The 18,945-nt window shown below is 43.4% G+C and carries 14 protein-coding genes and 2 tRNA genes; 8 read left to right on the top strand and 8 right to left on the bottom strand.

What is annotated here, in order from left to right:
• Nucleotides 1–255: 255 nt before the first annotated feature.
• Nucleotides 256–3,099, bottom strand: a complete 2,844-nt coding sequence (gene uvrA / locus ACZ48L_RS09170) for an excinuclease ABC subunit UvrA (protein ID WP_025790829.1) — start codon at nucleotides 3,097–3,099, stop codon at nucleotides 256–258.
• A gap of 328 nt (nucleotides 3,100–3,427) precedes the next feature.
• Nucleotides 3,428–4,120 carry a gliding motility-associated C-terminal domain-containing protein gene (locus tag ACZ48L_RS09165; RefSeq protein WP_050803868.1) on the bottom strand — a complete coding sequence of 231 codons (693 nt, stop codon included), beginning with the start codon at nucleotides 4,118–4,120 and terminating at the stop codon, nucleotides 3,428–3,430.
• A 189-nt stretch (nucleotides 4,121–4,309) separates the two neighbouring features.
• On the opposite strand from ACZ48L_RS09165, the gene ACZ48L_RS09160 reads away from it, so the two are divergent.
• The 3 genes from ACZ48L_RS09160 to ACZ48L_RS09150 are packed head-to-tail and all read left to right on the top strand — an operon-like array spanning nucleotide 4,310 to nucleotide 8,033.
• The gene (locus ACZ48L_RS09160) at nucleotides 4,310–5,698 is read left to right on the top strand and encodes a PBP1 and LysM peptidoglycan-binding domain-containing protein (RefSeq protein ID WP_025790830.1); all 1,389 of its coding nucleotides are present in this window, start codon (nucleotides 4,310–4,312) and stop codon (nucleotides 5,696–5,698) included.
• A gap of 39 nt (nucleotides 5,699–5,737) precedes the next feature.
• Nucleotides 5,738–6,484 (top strand): porin family protein, encoded by a 747-nt coding sequence (locus ACZ48L_RS09155; protein ID WP_025790832.1) that lies wholly within the window; start codon nucleotides 5,738–5,740, stop codon nucleotides 6,482–6,484.
• A gap of 22 nt (nucleotides 6,485–6,506) precedes the next feature.
• The gene (locus tag ACZ48L_RS09150; RefSeq protein ID WP_456101223.1) at nucleotides 6,507–8,033 is read left to right on the top strand and encodes a peptide MFS transporter; all 1,527 of its coding nucleotides are present in this window, start codon (nucleotides 6,507–6,509) and stop codon (nucleotides 8,031–8,033) included.
• A 574-nt stretch (nucleotides 8,034–8,607) separates the two neighbouring features.
• On the opposite strand, the gene uvrA (ACZ48L_RS09145) is transcribed toward ACZ48L_RS09150, so the two are convergent.
• Entirely contained in the window at nucleotides 8,608–11,466 is a 2,859-nt protein-coding gene (uvrA, locus tag ACZ48L_RS09145) for an excinuclease ABC subunit UvrA (RefSeq protein WP_025790835.1), read from the bottom strand.
• 326 nt (nucleotides 11,467–11,792) lie between these two features.
• Here uvrA (ACZ48L_RS09145) and ACZ48L_RS09140 point away from each other — a divergent pair, with 326 nt between their 5' ends.
• A complete protein-coding gene (locus ACZ48L_RS09140; protein ID WP_025790836.1) occupies nucleotides 11,793–12,197 on the top strand; it encodes a hypothetical protein in 405 nt (134 codons plus the stop codon).
• A 111-nt stretch (nucleotides 12,198–12,308) separates the two neighbouring features.
• On the opposite strand, the gene ACZ48L_RS09135 is transcribed toward ACZ48L_RS09140, so the two are convergent.
• The 5 genes from ACZ48L_RS09135 to ACZ48L_RS09115 form a co-directional block, all read right to left on the bottom strand.
• Nucleotides 12,309–12,980 carry a hypothetical protein gene (locus ACZ48L_RS09135; RefSeq protein WP_025790837.1) on the bottom strand — a complete coding sequence of 224 codons (672 nt, stop codon included), beginning with the start codon at nucleotides 12,978–12,980 and terminating at the stop codon, nucleotides 12,309–12,311.
• Nucleotides 12,981–13,071: 91 nt separating this feature from the next.
• Entirely contained in the window at nucleotides 13,072–13,449 is a 378-nt protein-coding gene (locus ACZ48L_RS09130) for a YccF domain-containing protein (RefSeq protein ID WP_025790839.1), read from the bottom strand.
• A 107-nt stretch (nucleotides 13,450–13,556) separates the two neighbouring features.
• On the bottom strand, nucleotides 13,557–14,066 hold the full coding sequence (locus tag ACZ48L_RS09125) for a nitroreductase family protein (RefSeq protein ID WP_008823069.1): 510 nt from the start codon (nucleotides 14,064–14,066) through the stop codon (nucleotides 13,557–13,559).
• 27 nt (nucleotides 14,067–14,093) lie between these two features.
• The gene (locus ACZ48L_RS09120; protein WP_025790840.1) at nucleotides 14,094–15,131 is read right to left on the bottom strand and encodes a DHH family phosphoesterase; all 1,038 of its coding nucleotides are present in this window, start codon (nucleotides 15,129–15,131) and stop codon (nucleotides 14,094–14,096) included.
• Between the two features lie 128 nt (nucleotides 15,132–15,259).
• Nucleotides 15,260–16,171 (bottom strand): sugar phosphate nucleotidyltransferase, encoded by a 912-nt coding sequence (locus ACZ48L_RS09115; protein ID WP_008823071.1) that lies wholly within the window; start codon nucleotides 16,169–16,171, stop codon nucleotides 15,260–15,262.
• 823 nt (nucleotides 16,172–16,994) lie between these two features.
• Between ACZ48L_RS09115 and ACZ48L_RS09110 the strand changes: the two genes are divergently transcribed.
• The 4 genes from ACZ48L_RS09110 (at nucleotide 16,995) to ACZ48L_RS09095 (ending at nucleotide 18,726) form a co-directional block, all read left to right on the top strand.
• Nucleotides 16,995–17,067 (top strand) — tRNA-Lys (locus tag ACZ48L_RS09110).
• 38 nt (nucleotides 17,068–17,105) lie between these two features.
• Nucleotides 17,106–17,178: transfer RNA gene (locus ACZ48L_RS09105), tRNA-Lys, on the top strand.
• A 98-nt stretch (nucleotides 17,179–17,276) separates the two neighbouring features.
• Nucleotides 17,277–17,483 (top strand): hypothetical protein, encoded by a 207-nt coding sequence (locus tag ACZ48L_RS09100; RefSeq protein WP_008823072.1) that lies wholly within the window; start codon nucleotides 17,277–17,279, stop codon nucleotides 17,481–17,483.
• Nucleotides 17,484–17,583: 100 nt separating this feature from the next.
• The gene (locus tag ACZ48L_RS09095) at nucleotides 17,584–18,726 is read left to right on the top strand and encodes a penicillin-binding transpeptidase domain-containing protein (RefSeq protein WP_025790842.1); all 1,143 of its coding nucleotides are present in this window, start codon (nucleotides 17,584–17,586) and stop codon (nucleotides 18,724–18,726) included.
• Nucleotides 18,727–18,945: the final 219 nt, after the last annotated feature.

Here is an 18,945-nt window from a genome sequence, read left to right as displayed (position 1 = left end):
AACACATACAGTACGTGTAATATAATTTCGTAGTACTGATTCCAATAGATGCTCTTTTGCATCCTAAAAGACGCCCTTTTGCAATTCAAAAGGGCGTCTTTTACTGTTCAAAAGGTGCCCTTTTACAATGCAAAAGGGCACCTTTTACTTTGCTGTTTGTAACCAATTGAATTTCTGATGATTACAAACTCAGTTTTTATCTGTTTTCTTTTGCTTTTCGGTCTTTTGTCTTTCGAAAAATGTAAGAGTATTTCCTTATTTCCGTTTAGCACCCTTCAGTACCTTATCAAGGAAGCGTGAGGTATAGCTCTCTTTGTTCTTTGCAACCTCTTCGGGCGTTCCACATGCCAGCACACGGCCTCCTCCGCGTCCTCCTTCGGGTCCCATGTCGATGATATAGTCGGCAAGTTTGATAACATCCAGGTTGTGTTCTATGATGAGAACAGTGTTACCACGGTCTACAAGCTTCTGTAATACATCCATCAAGATACGTATATCCTCGAAGTGAAGGCCCGTTGTAGGTTCATCAAGGATGTAGAGTGTCTTACCTGTGTCGCGCTTTGAGAGTTCTGTTGCAAGCTTCACACGCTGGCTTTCACCACCAGAAAGGGTAGTAGAGCTTTGTCCGAGCTTGATATAACCTAATCCTACATCCTGTAAAGCTTTTATCTTTGGAAGAATCTGGGGGACATTCTCGAAGAATTCTACAGCCATATTAACCGTCATATCCAGCACGTCAGCAATGGATTTTCCCTTAAAACGAACCTCTAATGTCTCACGGTTATATCGCTTACCATGACATACTTCACATGGAACCATGACATCGGGTAGGAAATTCATCTCTATTGTCTTGTATCCATTACCACCACATGTCTCACAACGGCCGCCCTTCACGTTGAAGGAGAAGCGTCCCGGCTTGTATCCACGTATCTTAGCTTCGGGCAGATTGACGAAGAGTTGACGGATATCAGAGAACACTCCCGTGTACGTTGCAGGGTTACTGCGTGGCGTTCTACCGATAGGACTCTGGTCAACATTGACCACTTTGTCTATGTTATCAATACCTTTTATTTCCTTATAAGGCATTGGTCGCTTCAAAGAACGATAGAAATGTTGCGACAAGATAGGCTGAAGTGTCTCATTGATGAGCGTACTCTTACCTGAACCTGACACGCCTGTGACGACGATTAGGTCGCCAAGTGGGAAGCTGACATCCACGTTTTTGAGATTATTACCCGTACATCCTATCAGCTTGATATCCTTACCGTTACCTTTTCTTCGTTCCTTTGGCACTTCAATGACACGTTCTCCGTTCAGATATTGGGCTGTAAGTGTGTGTGTCTTCAGCATGTCTGAGGGTTTACCCTGGAACACAACTTCGCCTCCTTTACGCCCAGCCTTAGGACCAATGTCCACAATCCAGTCGGCAGCACGCATCATATCTTCATCGTGTTCAACGACAATGACTGTGTTACCCATGTCTCTTAGCTCCTTCAAGGAGTTGATGAGCCGTTCATTGTCACGCTGATGCAAACCTATTGAAGGCTCATCAAGAATGTAAAGGACGTTGACAAGCTGCGAACCAATCTGTGTTGCAAGACGTATACGTTGGCTCTCACCACCCGAAAGGGTTGCACTCTGTCGGTTCAGTGACAGATAATCAAGTCCCACTTCCAGAAGAAAGTTGATGCGCTTGCGTATCTCTTTCACAATCTCCGATGCTATACGCTTCTGCTTTTCGTCCATGTGTTCCTCCACATGGTCGGTCCATTCCTTCAGTTCTGTTATGTCCATGCTTGCCAATTCAGCAATGTTCTTGTCCCAAATCTTATAAGACAGTGCCTCACGATTCAGTCTCTGACCATGACATTCAGGGCATGGAGCCTCAGCAATGAACTGATCTGCCCACTTCTTTCCTGCACTTGAATCATCGTTTTCCATCACTGTTGAAAGATACTTGATAATACCATCGAAGGAAACAAAGTAATCGGATGTGGTGTGAACAAGCTCCTTTGAAATCTTCAACTTGTCCAATGAACCATATAAAACCTCGTCCATTGCCTCCTTAGGGATGTCCTTTACGGGGGTCTTCAGTGTACAATCATACTTCTTTAGTATTGCTTCTATCTGCCAGAATATCATCTGGTTCTTGTATTTTCCTAAAGGAATGATTGCACCAGAATAGATATTTTGCTTCGTATCTGGTATGACTTTCTTCAAATCTATCTCATCAATGACACCCAAACCCTTGCAATGTGGGCACGCTCCTTCAGGAGAATTGAATGAGAAAATGTTCGGTGCAGGGTCCTTATAGGCTATTCCCGTTATAGGATCCATGAGTCTTTTTGAGAAATACTTGGCTTCTCCACTCTCATTATCAAGTATCATGATGAGTCCATCACCCTGCTTCATTGCAGTAGAGACGGTCTTTGAGAGTCGTTCCCGCAGTGTTTCAGCATCCTGTCCACCGAGTTTCATCTTGTCAATGACCACCTCAATGTTGTGATTCTTGTATCTGTCAACCTTCATACCACGTGTCAGCTCCTGCACTTCGCCGTCAACACGGATGTAAAGGTAGCCCTTTCGGCGCATTTGTTCGAACAGTTCACGGTAATGACCCTTACGATTTCTGACCAAAGGAGCAAGGATATAGATCTTATGTTCCTGATAATCGCTCATGATCATGTCCACTACTTTCTCTTCAGTGTACCTTACCATCTTCTCACCACTCATGTATGAGTAGGCTTCCCCAGCCCTTGCGAAGAGCAAACGCAGGTAATCATAAATCTCAGTGGTGGTTCCGACGGTTGAACGTGGGTTCTTATTAGTGGTCTTTTGTTCGATAGAAATAACTGGAGAAAGCCCCGTTATCTTGTCAACATCAGGTCTTTCCATTCCTCCAAGGAAGTTACGTGCATAGGCAGAGAACGTCTCTATATAGCGACGTTGCCCCTCTGCAAAGATCGTATCAAAAGCAAGTGAACTCTTACCAGAGCCCGATAGCCCTGTAAAAACAGTGAGAGAATTGCGTGGAATGGTTATATCTACATTCTTCAGGTTGTGTACTCTTGCGCCGAAGACTTCTATTTTATCGTTCATTATCTGCTGAAAAATAATATAATGTATCTGTTTATTTGGGAATAAGAACTACAAACTAAGTGCCAAAAGAGCCTCTAACATGCTGTAAGCACAAGGTTTTTGAGTTCTTATTTTATGTTTCTTGAATGCCTATCTATTGGATCTTGAATATCCATTTATTGGATTTTAAATGCCAGTCTATTGATTTTTGATTATCCACGAATTGGTATTCAGAATGTCTATCTGTTGGATTTTAAATATCCATTTATTGTTTTCTAAATACCTGTCTATTGTCTTTTAACTACCTATCTATTGGTATTTAAATACCGATATGTTGTTTTCTGAATGTCTAATTATTTGGTGTTGTTTGCGAATATCCCCTTAACAGGTTCACATCCCGCTTGATATTGAACACCTTTCCATCAGCTCCTTTTGCCGTAACATTCACGAAATAAGTGCCTTGTGCCACGTCTTTACCTTTGTATTTACCATCCCATCCACCTGCCGGGTCGGTCCATTCGTAGAGCTTCTGTCCCCATCGGTTGAAGATAATAGCCCTAAATTCCACGATACTCTTGTACCCTGGCTTCGCTCTATACACATCATTGATGCCGTCACCATTAGGAGTAAAGGCGTTAGGCATCTGTAAACTGCTCTCACTTATGGATATATTGATGGCATCATAGCGTGTTGTGTCACCGTCAAGGATCTCATATAGATAGACAAGTGTCGTCCCTGCCTTCGTAAAAGTATAGTCTGTATTCTCTTCATAGCGCACAAGTAAGGCGTTACGGGGGTTATCCTGTGCAAAAAAATGCCACTCATAGCGTGTGTTAGGATTGATTCCTGCTACAGGATTGGCAGCAAATGACACACTGAGAGGGGCTGAAGCAGCATAAGTATCACCTGCTGCTATCGTGTTTTTTTCGCCCGATGCGTCAGTATATGTGCCTGATGGCTGACAGTTCTGTGCATGTATTGGCATGAAAAAGAGAACCGATAGCAATGCTAAAGTTATTATTCTATAGTTTATTTCCTTCATTTTTCTATCCTCCAAATTGTACATTCGTGCAAATATACGTATTTTTTTTCACATCAACAAGAGATTGAAGAACAGGCACTTTATTCTTTATTATGTCATACTTTATTTAGCTTTTTTTTGATTTTACACCTTTTCTTTCCAGATTTCTTTTGTATATTTGCACTTGTATAAAACCAAAAATACATTTGAATGAGAAGTTATTTGAAATATCTTTTGCTGATTTTCGCTGTTACTTTCAGCTTTACTGTGATGGCACAGAGCGTTCAATGGCGTGATCAACATAAGGTAAAACGTCGTGAAACAGTGTTCGGAATAGCTAAAGAATACGGAATTAGCATCCAACAGCTCATCGATGCGAACCCAGTAATGAAGCAAACAGGATATGAACTGAAGAAAGGTGATTTGATTTTTGTACCTTTTGCAAAGGAAGGAGACTTCAATCCTGATGGTACAGTGGCTACGAAAGACAGCCGAAAGGTAACGGCGAAGGCTACTGATAACAACAAAGTGAAGCCTGTTAATGCTATTCGTGTCGGTGTAATGTTACCCCTTCACAATCAAGATGGCGATGGTAAACGTATGATTGAATACTATCGTGGTATCTTATTGGCACTGAACCAATTGAAAAGTGAGGGCATAACGACTGAAGTTCATGCGTGGAATGTACCGAAAGGGGCTGATATTCGTGTGACACTTACCGATAAAAACGCACCCAATCTGGACATAATCTTTGGTCCATTGTACTCTGATCAGGTGAAACCATTGGCTGATTTCTGCCGGAACAACAATATTAAATTAGTTATTCCATTCTCTATTACAGGCAATGAGGTCGAGACAAACCCTAACATTTTCCAGGTTTATCAGACTGAAGAGACGCTGAACAATAAGGCGATAGCATGTTTCTTGGAGCGTTTCCAGAAGTCACATCACCCTGTTTTCATCAACTGTAACGATGCAAACAGTCAGGTTGGGGCCTTCACATCATCATTGCGTAAGCAGTTAGACCTGCAGAAAATCAAGTATGATCTTACCAGTACGAGCTCTTCTTCGGCTGACTTTGCAAAGCATTTCGATGCTTCCCGACCGAATGTAGTGGTTGTTAACTCTGAGAAAAGCCCACAACTCAATGAGGTTTTTGCTAAGTTGGCACAGCTAAAGAAGGCACGTCCAGGTATTGCCATCAGTCTTTACGGCTATAGTCAGTGGTTTGTTTATCAGGATTATGACCTCGATTACTTCTTCAAATACAACACTTACATCCCTACAACCTATTATTATAATAAGGCAGCGGACAAGACTAAGGAGTTGGAAGCACTGTATCAAGAACAGTATAATGAGCCAATGGCAAAGCAATATATCCCCCGTATGGCTATAACTGGCTATGATCAGGCTGAGTTTTTCGTACGTGGTTTGAAGCAACATGGCAAGAATTTCAAGGGAACAGCCTCTGAAGTGAAGTATAAACCTTTGCAGACTCGTTACAACTTCGTACGTGTTGGACAGGGCGGATATGTCAATGACAACTTCCAGTTGGTTCATTTCAAGACCGATCAGACGATGGAGAACCTCGTCTATTAAGCCTAAGGAGAACCAAACAGGATATGTTTTAATAAAAGAATGAGAATCTTAAAGCTATTCATTGTCCTCATCTTGGCTGCTCCACTGTCAGCAAATGCGCAGATAGGGCAGCACCGTAACGACCTTTCAGTAGGTGTTAACGCTGGTTATGTACTGTCAAACGTGGGCTTCGACCCGAAGGTTTCGCAGTCGTTACACGGTGGATTGACAGGAGGATTGAGCTTCCGATACGTGTGTGAGAAGTACTTCAACACCGTCTGTTCCGTCTATGGAGAGGTCAATTATGCCTCTATTGGATGGAAAGAGAAGATCCTTACGGGTACAGATCAGAAGGTAATCAACAGCAACGGACTTGCTGAAGAGTACTCTCGTACCATCAATTATATTCAGATACCAGTCTTTGCACACCTCGCATGGGGCAAGGAACAAACCGGATTCAACTTCTTTTTCCAAGCAGGACCACAACTCGGACTCTATCTGAGTGAGTCAACAAAGAAGAATTACGTCACTCCGAACCTTGCAACAAACGGCACTGGGCGTAGCAATCCGAACATAGAACAGGAGACAAAGCCCGTAGAAAAGAAGTTTGATTACGGCATTGCAGCCGGTATTGGAGCTGAATGGAGCAACCAACACATAGGACATTTCCTTCTTGAAGCCCGTTATTACTATGGTTTAGGTAACATTTACGGCAGTTCAAAAAGGGACTATTTCGGTAAATCTAACTTTGGAAACGTTGTCATAAAGGCTGCTTATCTCTTTGATATAACGAAAACAAAATATTAATATTAGCCTAAAATTTTAAATTATGTTTGAAAACCAACCTAAAGCTTTGTATGCATTGGCATTGGCCAACACAGGCGAGCGATTCGGCTATTACACCATGATAGCTGTCTTTGCGTTGTTTTTGAGAGCGAATTTTGGATTGGAACCGGGTACTGCCGGGCTGATCTACAGTATCTTTCTTGGTCTTGTTTACTTCCTTCCGTTGATAGGTGGTATCATGGCAGATAAGTTTGGATATGGCAAAATGGTAACGATTGGTATCATTGTCATGTTCGCTGGCTATCTGTTCTTGTCCGTTCCGTTGGGTGGAGGTACGGTTGCTTTCGGTGCAATGCTGGCAGCTTTGCTCCTTATCAGCTTCGGTACAGGACTCTTTAAGGGTAACTTGCAGGTGATGGTGGGTAACCTTTACGATACACCAGAGCTGGCAAGCAAGCGCGATTCGGCGTTCTCTATCTTCTACATGGCTATCAATATCGGTGCACTCTTTGCTCCTACAGCTGCCGTAAAGATTAAAGAATGGGCTGAGACATCGCTTGGTTATGCAGGAAATGATGCTTATCACTTCTCATTTGCCGTAGCTTGCGTATCGCTGATTGTGTCAATGGGTATCTATTACGCTTTCCGCAGTACCTTCAAACACGTGGAAGGCGGTACGAAGAAGACTGAAAAAGCAGCTGCAGCTGCCGTTGAAGAGCTTACTCCTCAGCAGACTAAGGAGCGCATTGTGGCTCTATGTCTTGTCTTTGCAGTCGTTATCTTCTTCTGGATGGCATTCCATCAGAATGGTCTGACACTGACTTATTTCGCTGATGAGTTCGTCAGTCCGACATCAACTGGTGTACAGAGCATGGCGTTTGATGTGGTCAACCTCGTGATGATTGTCTTCATTGTATATTCTATCATGGCATTGTTCCAGAGCAAGACAACCAAGGCGAAGGGTATTGCATGTGCTGTCATCCTTGCTGCAATAGCTGTGTTGGCTTATAAATACATGAATATTGGTGGTCAGGTTGAGGTTAGTGCACCTATCTTCCAGCAGTTTAATCCGTTCTATGTAGTAGCCCTCACACCAATCAGTATGGCTATTTTCGGTTCTCTTGCAGCCAAAGGTAAGGAGCCATCTGCGCCTCGTAAGATTGCTTACGGTATGATTGTGGCTGGTTGTGCATACCTTTTGATGGTTCTTGCATCGCAGGGATTGCTCACACCACACGAGCAAAAGCTGGCTAAAGCAGCAGGTGAGACCGTTCCTTTTGCATCAGCTAACTGGCTGATTGGTACTTACCTCGTCCTCACTTTCGGTGAGTTACTGCTCAGCCCAATGGGTATCAGCTTCGTAAGTAAGGTTGCTCCTCCTAAGTATAAGGGTGCTATGATGGGCGGATGGTTCGTTGCCACAGCCATTGGTAACCTCCTTGTGAGTGTCGGTGGTTATCTTTGGGGCGATCTCTCTCTGACCGTTGTTTGGACAGTATTTATTGTTCTCTGCCTTGTTTCAGCCTCTTTCATGTTCCTCATGATGAAGCGTTTGGAGAAGGTAGCATAAGAAATAACAATTTAAAAAGCAGGACTGTGCAAAGCTTTTTGCAGCAGTCCTGCTTTTTTTGTGCAGTATTTAAGTGCGTTTCCTGAACGAAGCGGAGTGTGAGTATCTTGTGTTTCGGGTCGTCATTGTAATGTCTGACTGACGAAACGATGAAACATTACGTTTCTTTTACGATTCATGAGTAGGGACAGATGCTGCTATTCGTCCGCAATATCAAGTGATTATCGGATGGAACAGCAGCATCTGTCCTTACTGTTTTTCCTTTGTTCGTAGGCTTAAGTCCTACTAACACTTCTTGTTTCATAACCATCAGAAATCCTGTTAACAACAGACGATGTAAGGATTATTCATAGTCTAAAAACCAATAGGTGCCCTTTTGCATAGTGAAAGGTGCCCTTTTACAATGTAAAAGAGCACCTTTTGATGTGTAAAAGGGCATCTTTTGCAATGCAAAAGGGCGTCTTTTACAAGCCTATCTGTAACCTATTGATAATCTATAGGTTACAAAGTCGGTTTTTATCGTAAATACCTTGAAATGCAGTCAATGGTGAAGTGTTATTTTGTAAATACTTTTTCAGAGTTTATCTTTCAGATATTTACCCGTCAGACTCTCCTTACATTTCGCCACATCTTCTGGTGTTCCTGCCACAACAAGGCGTCCTCCCTTGTCTCCACCATCAGGTCCCAGGTCGATAACATGGTCAGCACACTTGATAACATCAAGGTTATGTTCAATGACAAGCACGGTGTGTCCGCGTTCAATCAGGGCATTGAAAGCCTGAAGCAATCGTTGAATATCATGGAAATGTAGACCCGTTGTTGGTTCATCAAAGATGAAGAGCGTGGGTTGTTGCTGCTCCTGACCAATGAAATAAGCCAGTTTGACGCGCTGATTCTCACCACCTGAGAGGGTTGAAGAGCTCTGTCCGAGTTTGATATAACCCAGTCCAACATCCTCAAGTGGCTTCAGTCGGTTGACAATCGCCTTGCGTTTGTGCTCTCCAAAGAACTGTATAGCTTCCGAAACAGTCATGTTCAGCACGTCATTGATGTTCTTTCCGTGGAACTGAACATCAAGAATCTCACGTTTGAAGCGCTGCCCGTGGCACTCTTCACACTCCAGTACAAGGTCTGCCATGAACTGCATCTCCACCGTGATGACGCCTGCTCCCTTACATTCCTCACATCTTCCGCCCTCTGCATTGAAGGAGAAGAACTGCGGTGTGAAGCCCATCTGCTTTGAAAGAGGCTGCTCGGCAAAGAGCTTTCTTATCTCATCATACGCCTTAACATAGGTAGCTGGATTCGAACGAGTACTCTTTCCGATAGGGTTCTGGTCAACAAATTCCACATGTTTTATCTGTTTCCAGTCGCCACCAAGGGATGAATATTCACCTGGGAAGTCGGCAACTTCATCCAAATGACGCTTCATAGCAGGGTAGAGGATACCCTTTACGAGCGAGGATTTACCACTTCCGCTGACGCCAGTGACCACTGTCAGCACGTTCAAGGGGAACTTCACGTCAACACCTTTGAGGTTATTCATGCGTGCACCCTTGAGTTCTATTGCCATATTCCATGGTCTTCGGCTCTTCGGAACATCTATAACTTCAGTCCCGGTGAGGTATTTTATGGTGTAAGAACGTGGATATTTCTCCAGTAACTGCTGTGTTTCAGCATCATTCTTACCATCAGTTCGCTTTATATCACTTACTTTTCCTTCGAAAACAATCTCTCCTCCGAGTCTTCCTGCATCTGGTCCGACGTCTATAAGATAGTCTGCAGCACGCATAATCTCCTCATCATGCTCCACAACAATGACCGTATTGCCCAGTGCCTGTAGTTCTTTCAGGACGTGAATGAGGCGGTCGGTGTCACGACTGTGCAGTCCTATTGACGGTTCATCAAGGATGTAAAGAGAGCCAACGAGCGAAGAACCAAGTGAAGTAGTGAGGTTTATACGCTGACTTTCACCACCACTGAGGGAGTTAGACTGGCGGTTGAGTGTCAGATAACCTAATCCAACATCCAGCAAGAACTGCAGTCTGTTCTTTATTTCTGTCATCAATCGCTTACTAACTTCCTGTTCATGGTCAGACAGTTTGAGCTTATCAAACCATTCTTTGAGGTTGATTATTGGCATATCCACAAGGTCTGTGATGGCTTTGCCACCAATCTTCACCCATGAAGCTTCCTTCTTTAGCTTCGTACCATGGCAGTCTGGACACACCGTTTTACCCCTGTATCGACTCAGCATGACCCGATATTGAATCTTATACTGGTTCTCTTTGACCATCTGAAAGAAGGAATCTATGCACACTCTGTCGTGTATATCCATCTTTCTTTCACTTGGTAGACCCTTCCAAAGACTCTCTTTTTCGTCTTTCGTCAGTTCATAATACGGTTTGAAAATGGGGAAATTGTCCTTTGCAGCACGTCTGCAGAACTCGTCTTTCCACCATATCATCTTGTCGCCATGCCAACATTGCACACATCCATCATATACAGATAGAGACGAATCGGTGATAACCAGCTTCTCATCTATCCCTATAATACGCCCGAAACCCTCACATGTGGGACAGGCACCAAGGGGAGAATTGAAGGAGAACATATTGTCATTGGGTTCCTCAAAGCGTAAGCCGTCAGCCTCAAAGCGCGTTGAAAAGTTGTAAGTCAGCTTAGCTGGCAGTATCATCAGCTGCATATTGCCGTCGCCTTCATAGAAAGCTGTCTCGCAAGAGTCCGTTAAACGGGATCGCATGTCTTTGGAATCTTCCACCGACATACGGTCAATCACGAGGTAAATCCCTTCTCCTTCCTTCTTTGAAGGCTTCTTTTCCTTTTCAACAGGGTGCTGAGCGAGCCAGTCTTCAATACGGATGAAGTCGCCATCTACGTAAATTCGTGCATAACCTTCCTGCATTTCCATCTCGAGTTGAGCCTCTGCAGTACGTCCTTCCACAACATGTAACGGTGCAAGGATGCAGAATTTCGTTCCTTCAGAGTAGGTCATGACCTTCTCAATGACGTCATCTACGGAGTGATGTTTCACCTCTTCGCCTGAAATAGGGCTGAAAGTACGCCCAATACGTGCATAAAGTAAACGCAAGTATTCGTATATTTCAGTCGAAGTGCCCACTGTTGAACGTGGATTACGTGATATAACCTTCTGCTCAATGGCTATTGCTGGGGGCAATCCCTTGATGAAATCGACCTCAGGTTTCGACATTCTGCCCAGGAACTGGCGTGCATAAGCCGACAAACTCTCTACATATCGGCGCTGTCCCTCGGCATATAACGTGTCAAAAGCAAGTGAAGACTTCCCCGAACCAGATACTCCCGTGATGGCAATGAACTGTCCTTGAGGTATCTTTACATCAATGTTCTTGAGGTTGTTTACCCTTGCTCCTTTAACTTCTATATATTTATTCATATGTATTTCTTCCTTTTCTATCTGGTTATCCAGCCTCTTTTTGTACAAAAATAGTGCCAGCAAGAACAAACGAAAGCTTGCTTTCAGTTTGTCGAGTGCCGCCTATTTTATTAAAAAATAGTGCCATTGGGCACCTTCGATGCTTGCTTTCAGTTTGTCGAGTGCCGCCTATTTTATTTAAAAATAGTGTCAGAGGACACCTTCGATGCTTGCTTTCAGCACTTCAATCATACCCTTATTAATATGCAAAAATACAAAAAAACTTTGGTTCTTTCTGGTATTTAATTTATATTTGCAGCCGATATAAACATTAAACACTAAAAATTATGAGAGTAAAAAGATTGTTATTCGTAGCTTTAATAGCGTTCCCAATGATGGGTATGGCACAAAGTAGATATGAAGAGGTTAACGATTCAACACCAAAAGCTAAGCTTGAGAACATGAAAGTCAATGCTGCTTATCAGCAGTGGTTGGGTCAATACGAGGAAGTTGGACGTAAAATCAATGATATTTCAGAGCAATATCAACGCGAAGTGGACAAGCGTGGATATCCAAAGAAGAAGACTGTACAGCGCAAGATAGAACTTGTTAGCCAGTACATTGACCTCCTTAAGCAGCAACGTGATACTCCAGACTTGAATCAAAACCTTGATACTGAGAAGATAAACAGTAAGATTTCAATGTGGCAAAGCCAACTTGACGGTCTCACAGCATTGCTGAAGAAGATTTAAATAACAACAACACAATAACAAAAAGGTGCATTTTGCTCACAGCGAAGTGCACCTTTTTCATATTCATAAACGCCATCTTAAAGCGTTAATGACAACCTATTCAGTATTAATCTATGCCGTATATTCTTTCCCATCAGTATCTAAGAGAATCTTCTTTCTTCCCTTTTTCGCCTCGAAATAGGGTGGTTCATCCCTCAAAGTGATGCTACTATAGATGAAAGGAGCAACGATTGTGCCCTTACCATCAGGCAGAATAAGTCCTAACTTACCATCAAGCTGTGCGATGACAGGCATGGTTCGCAAGTCATCAACATACACATAACATGTCCGCAGGAACTCATATTGAGGTTCAACAAGCGTCTTTCCATTGCAATCGAGCATGCCGAACTTGCCATTTTGCTCTATTACCTCATGGTATTGGATGTAGATTTTGTTGATAAGGTTCAAGTAATGCACCATCTTTCGCTTATCATTGACCAGCGTAACAAGGTAAGAGAAGGTGTCAGAGTAGTTCGCCATGGCACGAGCAAGGACTATTTTCATGTCCAATCCCTTGATAACCTTACGGTTCAAGTCAATGTATCGTGCGATAGCAGTCTCCTTTTCATGTAACGGTAAGTCCTTCAGTTGCTCCTCAAAGCGTAACATCTGCAACTTACTTCCTCGCATTGCTTTAATGTATCTATGTATTCTTCTGCCCATTTCGAGGCATACGAAATGGCGAATCTGCTGTTCCTCGATGGGATCAGAGTACTCTTGGTTAAAGTTATCTGGCGTAATCATGGGCTTAATCTCCTTTGTTTTGCCCAAAGTTACAGACTTTATTCTATTCTGCCAAATAATATATTAACTTTTTAATATACCTTATCACGACTTATAAGTCAAGTGTTACGTCCTTCCCGAAAGGGGCTAATGAGAGGCCAGCCATCTTGAAATGCTGTTTCGCGAAGGGCAAACCAATGATCGTTATAGCAAGGAGTACGCCGAAGAAGATGTGCATCAGACATGCCCATAACCCTCCAAAGATGATCCAAATGATGTTAAGTGGGACGGTAATGCAGCCTGACAGCGTCTCGGTATCCCTTACTTCAGCACCGAAAGGCCACAGACAGAGCAGTCCAAGTTTGAAGGTTTGCATTGCAACGGGTATGCCTACGATGGTCAAAGCCAGTGCTAAACTACCTGAGAAATAGCCTATTGCAGCCTCTAATCCTCCGAATAACCACCAAATAAGGTTTCCTATAATTCTCATTTTGTTGTTGATAAGATAATAGTATTGCAAGTCTTACGGTGCATTCCCTCTTCTTTTAAGTATCAGAACAGGGATTGTAACAACTTGAAATACTGTTTTTTAATGGTTTATATCGTTTCTGTTATCTCTTCTAAAGCCTTCCTTTTCTTCTCGTTCACAGGACAATCAGGGGCTATATGTCCGATAGGAACGATGACAATGGGCTCGAAACCAGGGTAGGGGAAGGCTTCTTTCAACTTCGAAACATTGAAGTTGCACACCCAACAACTGCCCAGTCCACGTTCTGCAGCAGCCAGACAGAGATGCTCTGTGGCTATGGCTACATCAATTTCTCCATGCTTTTTCCCGTCCTCCTGCCGTGTCCAGCAATGTTCAGTATCGCAAAGACAGATGATATATAGCGGTGCTGACTTTATCCACTCACGGTCATAACACTCCTGTAAACGCTTGCGTGCGGCGTCAGACTTCACTATGACGAACTTCCATGGCTGTTTGTTGACAGCTGAAGGAGCCATGCGTACCACCTCAAGGATATAGTTCAGATCGTCATCCGACACTGCTTCGTCTGTGAATTTACGTGCTGAAAAGCGCTTTTTAGATAGTTCTAAGATGTTCATACGTTTGTGTTTAGATGAGAAAAAAAACTATTTCAACTCCTCTTTATAATACAGAATGGCTTTGATACACAGCTGTTCTGCCTCCTCCATGGTGCAGTTCAGCTTACCACCAGAGGCGTCAGCATGCCCGCCACCATTGAAGAATCGGGTTGCCATGGGCTGACAATGGAAACCGTTACATGACCGAAGACTAACGAGAACAGTGTTCGGTTTCTCCGTATCTTCACGTAGAGAGATGCTTAGTTTCAATCCTTTTATCTGCTGAGGGATGTTTACCAAGCCCTCCATGTCGCCCTTAATGAAGTGGAAACGACTCATCTCTTCCTTCGTAACAGTGAAGTAAGCGGCATGTAACTCCTCTATAACGTTCATCTTGTTGAGGATGATATATGACCGAAGACGCAGTGCATTGGTGGAGTAATTATGGAAAACACGATTGTAAATCTCATCCTTATTGATGCCTTTTGCCAGCAACTGACTGATGATATAGTATATCTCAGGACGTGTAGAGTTATAGGTGAAGCCTCCTGTATCCGTCATCATACCGCAGTAAATGCACTCGGCACACTGCTCCGTCATGGTGTCATAGCCCCCTAACTGGTGAATAAGGCGGAAGATAATCTCACATGTACTCGACATATCAGGCCGTGAAATCGTCATCTTACACCCACTTTCAGGTTCCAGATGATGGTCAATGAGGAGTCGGGAGCCCTCTGATGACTCCAAAACGTCCTGCATAGCGTCGACACGTGAGCTCTGATTGAAGTCCAGACAGCACACAAGGTCGGCTTCTTTGAACGCCTGTGCCACTTCCCTTGGCTTCCGATCATAACGTAAAATGGAATTTTGTCCGGGCAACCAGTGCAGGAAATCGGGTGCAGCATCAGGCATACAGACTTTCACATTGCTCTTTCCGATATGGTGAAGATAATGCATCCATGCCAATGATGAGCCTATTGCATCACCGTCTGGCGACCTGTGTCCACAGATAACGATGTTTGTTGCCTCTGCAATCATACTGCGTAGCAACTCTGTTTCGGCATCGTTCAGTAAGTTTAATTCCATTTTTTTTATAGCTTATAGGATAAGGGATGAGTAGAAAAAAACTACCCAGACATCCGCTGTTTCTTTGAATTGAAGTCCCACCTTATTATATATAGGACTCTTGAGGATGTCTGGGTAGGATGAAATGATCAGAATAATTTGGCTGGATAAACGCCCTCGTCAACGAGTGACTGTATCCTGTCAACCACACCTTGGCGGTCTGCAGCATACGTAACACCGAACCATTTGCTCGTCGTATCCAGTACTTTCACTGTTGCCGTACCGTCATTGATGAGTTTGTTCACCATCAATGGGATGAAGTATTCAGACTTCTTGTTCTCCATGTTCTTCGGATCAGAGAGGAAATCCTTGAAGTATGCCTCGCTGTAGTCGAAGTAATCAGGAGTGAAACCCCATACATTCATGGATACAGGGGTGTTATCGTCCACCGTAACCCACTGGTCGTTCTCGTCAAGATACTGTACCTTACCGTCATGACGCTCAATCTTTGTGCGCTCAACAACGGTGGTCAGATGGCCCTGAGCATCTGTTGAACAGATACCACGTGCAACAGTTCCGTTCTCACTCAGCGTGTTACCGATGCGGAAACCAACCATTGCATACTTGTTCTTAGCATCGTCAGGAAGGTCAGAAAGGAACTTCCCAATCACTTTGAAGCTGTCACGATTGTAGAAATCATCACAGTTGATAACGCAGAAAGGCTCTTTGATGACATCCTTAGCCATAAGAACGGCATGGTTGGTACCCCATGGTTTCTCTCTTCCTTCTGGCACTTTGAAACCCTCAGGAAGTGCATCAATAGACTGGAAGACAAGCTCTGCAGGGATATGTCCCTCATATTTAGAGAGCACTTGCTTGCGGAACTGATCCTCAAAGTCCTTACGGATAACGAAAACTATCTTGCCAAAACCTGCCTGGATGGCGTCATAGATGGAGTAATCCATGATGGTTTCACCATTCGGACCTAATTCGTCGAGCTGCTTAAGCCCACCGTAGCGGCTTCCCATTCCTGCCGCAAGAAGCAATAATGTTGGTTTCATTCTATATCGTGTTTTGTTAAGTAAACAATGTTCTGCATGCAAAGGTAACAAAAAGATATGGAAAAAACATCTTTAAGGAGTTAGAAATAAAGGGCTTTTTCTTATCGCTTGTGGGAGATTATATCGGGCATTCTTCTGTTGAAAGGATGTCTTTAATAGGGATTGTGTGGAGAAGTAGCAGGTAATTACCTCTTCATGAAGCTCTAATCCCTTGTTCCGACAGGATGTTTTTCCGCCCGTCTTCTCTTTGATCTACGTGTCTAAGGAGGTTTCGAGATAGGGTTGTGAAAGAGAGTAGATGATGACTTTAAATCGGGCAGACAAGATTCTTTTGTAAGATTATTTCTCTTTCGGTTTTCAATACATGCCCTTTTGCATAGTGAAAGATGCCCTTTTGCAATGTAAAAGGGCATCTTTTGACGTGTAAAAGGGCGTCTTTTACAACGCAAAAGGGCACCTTTTACAAACCTCTTTGCAATCTTTTGATTTCCAGTTGGTTACAAACCCGATTTTAAGAGGTCTACAACTGATTTGCAGAACATCATAGGGGAGAATGTGTAAGGATATTTCTTAATGCGTGATGGTTCACAGGTGGAAAACAGATTTGTGGTAGGTAAGTAGGGGAGAGGAAGCCTCACGGGAATCTTTTTTATGTTTTTGCAATGTTCAGCGTACGTGATGTAAATGACATTCAATCATTGAGTTAACGTCAGGAAACGCCATGATAAAAGATTAAAACCAGTAGATCATATTCAAAAAGTGAACGAAAAGTTTGGTCAATTCATTGGAAATTGATACCTTTGCACTCGCAAAAACGAAATGAGCGCCCTTAGCTCAGCTGGTAGAGCAACTGACTCTTAATCAGTGGGTCTAGGGTTCGAGTCCCTAAGGGCGCACAAAATAGATTTCTGACCCAAATCTTTCGTTTTAGCAAGCGCCCTTAGCTCAGCTGGTAGAGCAACTGACTCTTAATCAGTGGGTCTAGGGTTCGAGTCCCTAAGGGCGCACAAAAAGGATTCCTTTTACGGGGAATCCTTTTTTCATTCTTATACAAACCATAGTTATTTCATAGAAAACAAAAACATTATAGAAAGGAAATCAATTCATGTTAGCACCACAAATAGAATATTCAGAACGCGAGGAACGACTTGAATTTGTGCAGGAACGCTTCGTCTGTAAGTATCCGTCATGTGGCGGATGTGGCTCATGTAACCTGCCTGATGGCGTCCCCGCAGTGGAGTTTTTCGCTGATTACATTGACGGAAAAACAGAGTTTTCTACGCTTGCAGCGAAAATCTGGGAGAACAGATGATGCAAATAAAACATAATTCGACAGGTGAATGACACGAAAAACACCGAATTATTAGTACTTTTGCGCCACTAAATTGAAAACGAGAAATTAAGAACTAAGAATGAGAAAGATTGTTTTTGCCATTGCATGTCTTGCACTGACGGTGCTTGGTACGGGTAATATTCAGGCGCAGGATTACATGGATGAGGCTCCGAATACGTATCGTCCGCTGCTACAGAAGTTAGGAAAAAAACTGATGAAAGACAAGCAGGGGAGCATCGTTGCGGTTGATCCTGCAACGGGTGAGGTGCTTTGTCTGGTGACAAACTCACCTGACGGGAGCAACGATGCACTTGCCATCGGTACGGCTTATCCACCGGGTTCAACCATCAAACCAGCCCAGGCATTGACGTTTTTGTCGGAAGGTATCGTCACACCAGCCACAAAAGTAGTTTGTAAAGGTAGTTACAGAGATGGTAATATCAAGGTGGGATGTCATAAACATTACTCTCCTGAACCATTGGAAGGGGCTTTGGCAGTGTCATGTAACACGTGGTTTCTGAAGTCATACCTCTCCATGTTGGGCAATACTCGTAAATATGAAACGAAGGAAAAGGCTGTGAATGTATGGCATGATTACCTCACAAGCATGGGATTAGGTGGTCCCGTGGGTATTGATATGCCCGATGAGAAAGGCGGATTGGTTGCCAATGTCAACTATCTCTCACGTCGTTACAAGGACGGATGGATACCATCTACCATCATGTGGAATGGTATTGGACAGGGAGATATCACTGTTACGCCGCTTCAACTGTGCAATCTCGCTGCCACAATAGCAAATCGTGGGTTCTATTATATCCCTCATGTACATAAGAACAGTAAATCAACGCCGCTTCCTGAACGCTATCTGACACCTCGTAGGACTAAGGTTGCTGCTTCAGCCTATGGTCCTGTGATAGCTGGTATGCGCATGGCAGTGACGAAAGGTACGGCTACTGTCGTAAATAACCCTGATTATCCGGTGTGTGGAAAGACGGGTACGGCGGAGAATCCGGGCAAGGATCATTCGGCATTCATTGGTTTTGCACCTATGGATAGACCGAAGATTGCCATTGCTGTGTACATTGAACACGGTGGTTTCGGTGCTGATATGGCTGCGCCAATAGGGGGGTTAATCATGGAAGAGTATCTCAAAGGAAAACTCTCTAAGCCTTCATCGGAGCTTGCAAAGCGCATCGAAAAGACCAAAACGATTGAAGAATAATTTCTGAAATACGCAATATCAACTCCTGAACGGCTTGATATTAGCTTTTAAACAATACAAGGTATTTTCTGAACAGCTGCATATCAGCTTCAGAAATGCCTTGCGTTTTCTTTCTAAAATACCTTCTTTTGATTTTAAAAACACTTCCGTTTGATTTCTGGATAATAACATATCACCTTTATAAATATCATGCTATTGGTTCCTAAAACACTTCCTTTT

The sequence above is a fragment of the Prevotella histicola genome, assembly GCF_055385135.1.
This window is presented reverse-complemented; position numbering and strand designations above follow the sequence as displayed.

What these genes read in the sequence shown, in the direction of transcription:
- uvrA (WP_025790829.1), bottom strand. Translation starts at nt 3,099, where the DNA reads ATGAACGATAAAATAGAAGTCTTCGGCGCAAGAGTACACAACCTGAAG.
- ACZ48L_RS09165 (WP_050803868.1), bottom strand. Translation starts at nt 4,120, where the DNA reads ATGAAGGAAATAAACTATAGAATAATAACTTTAGCATTGCTATCGGTT.
- ACZ48L_RS09160 (WP_025790830.1), top strand. Translation starts at nt 4,310, where the DNA reads ATGAGAAGTTATTTGAAATATCTTTTGCTGATTTTCGCTGTTACTTTC.
- ACZ48L_RS09155 (WP_025790832.1), top strand. Translation starts at nt 5,738, where the DNA reads ATGAGAATCTTAAAGCTATTCATTGTCCTCATCTTGGCTGCTCCACTG.
- ACZ48L_RS09150 (WP_456101223.1), top strand. Translation starts at nt 6,507, where the DNA reads ATGTTTGAAAACCAACCTAAAGCTTTGTATGCATTGGCATTGGCCAAC.
- uvrA (WP_025790835.1), bottom strand. Translation starts at nt 11,466, where the DNA reads ATGAATAAATATATAGAAGTTAAAGGAGCAAGGGTAAACAACCTCAAG.
- ACZ48L_RS09140 (WP_025790836.1), top strand. Translation starts at nt 11,793, where the DNA reads ATGAGAGTAAAAAGATTGTTATTCGTAGCTTTAATAGCGTTCCCAATG.
- ACZ48L_RS09135 (WP_025790837.1), bottom strand. Translation starts at nt 12,980, where the DNA reads ATGATTACGCCAGATAACTTTAACCAAGAGTACTCTGATCCCATCGAG.
- ACZ48L_RS09130 (WP_025790839.1), bottom strand. Translation starts at nt 13,449, where the DNA reads ATGAGAATTATAGGAAACCTTATTTGGTGGTTATTCGGAGGATTAGAG.
- ACZ48L_RS09125 (WP_008823069.1), bottom strand. Translation starts at nt 14,066, where the DNA reads ATGAACATCTTAGAACTATCTAAAAAGCGCTTTTCAGCACGTAAATTC.
- ACZ48L_RS09120 (WP_025790840.1), bottom strand. Translation starts at nt 15,131, where the DNA reads ATGGAATTAAACTTACTGAACGATGCCGAAACAGAGTTGCTACGCAGT.
- ACZ48L_RS09115 (WP_008823071.1), bottom strand. Translation starts at nt 16,171, where the DNA reads ATGAAACCAACATTATTGCTTCTTGCGGCAGGAATGGGAAGCCGCTAC.
- ACZ48L_RS09100 (WP_008823072.1), top strand. Translation starts at nt 17,277, where the DNA reads ATGTTAGCACCACAAATAGAATATTCAGAACGCGAGGAACGACTTGAA.
- ACZ48L_RS09095 (WP_025790842.1), top strand. Translation starts at nt 17,584, where the DNA reads ATGAGAAAGATTGTTTTTGCCATTGCATGTCTTGCACTGACGGTGCTT.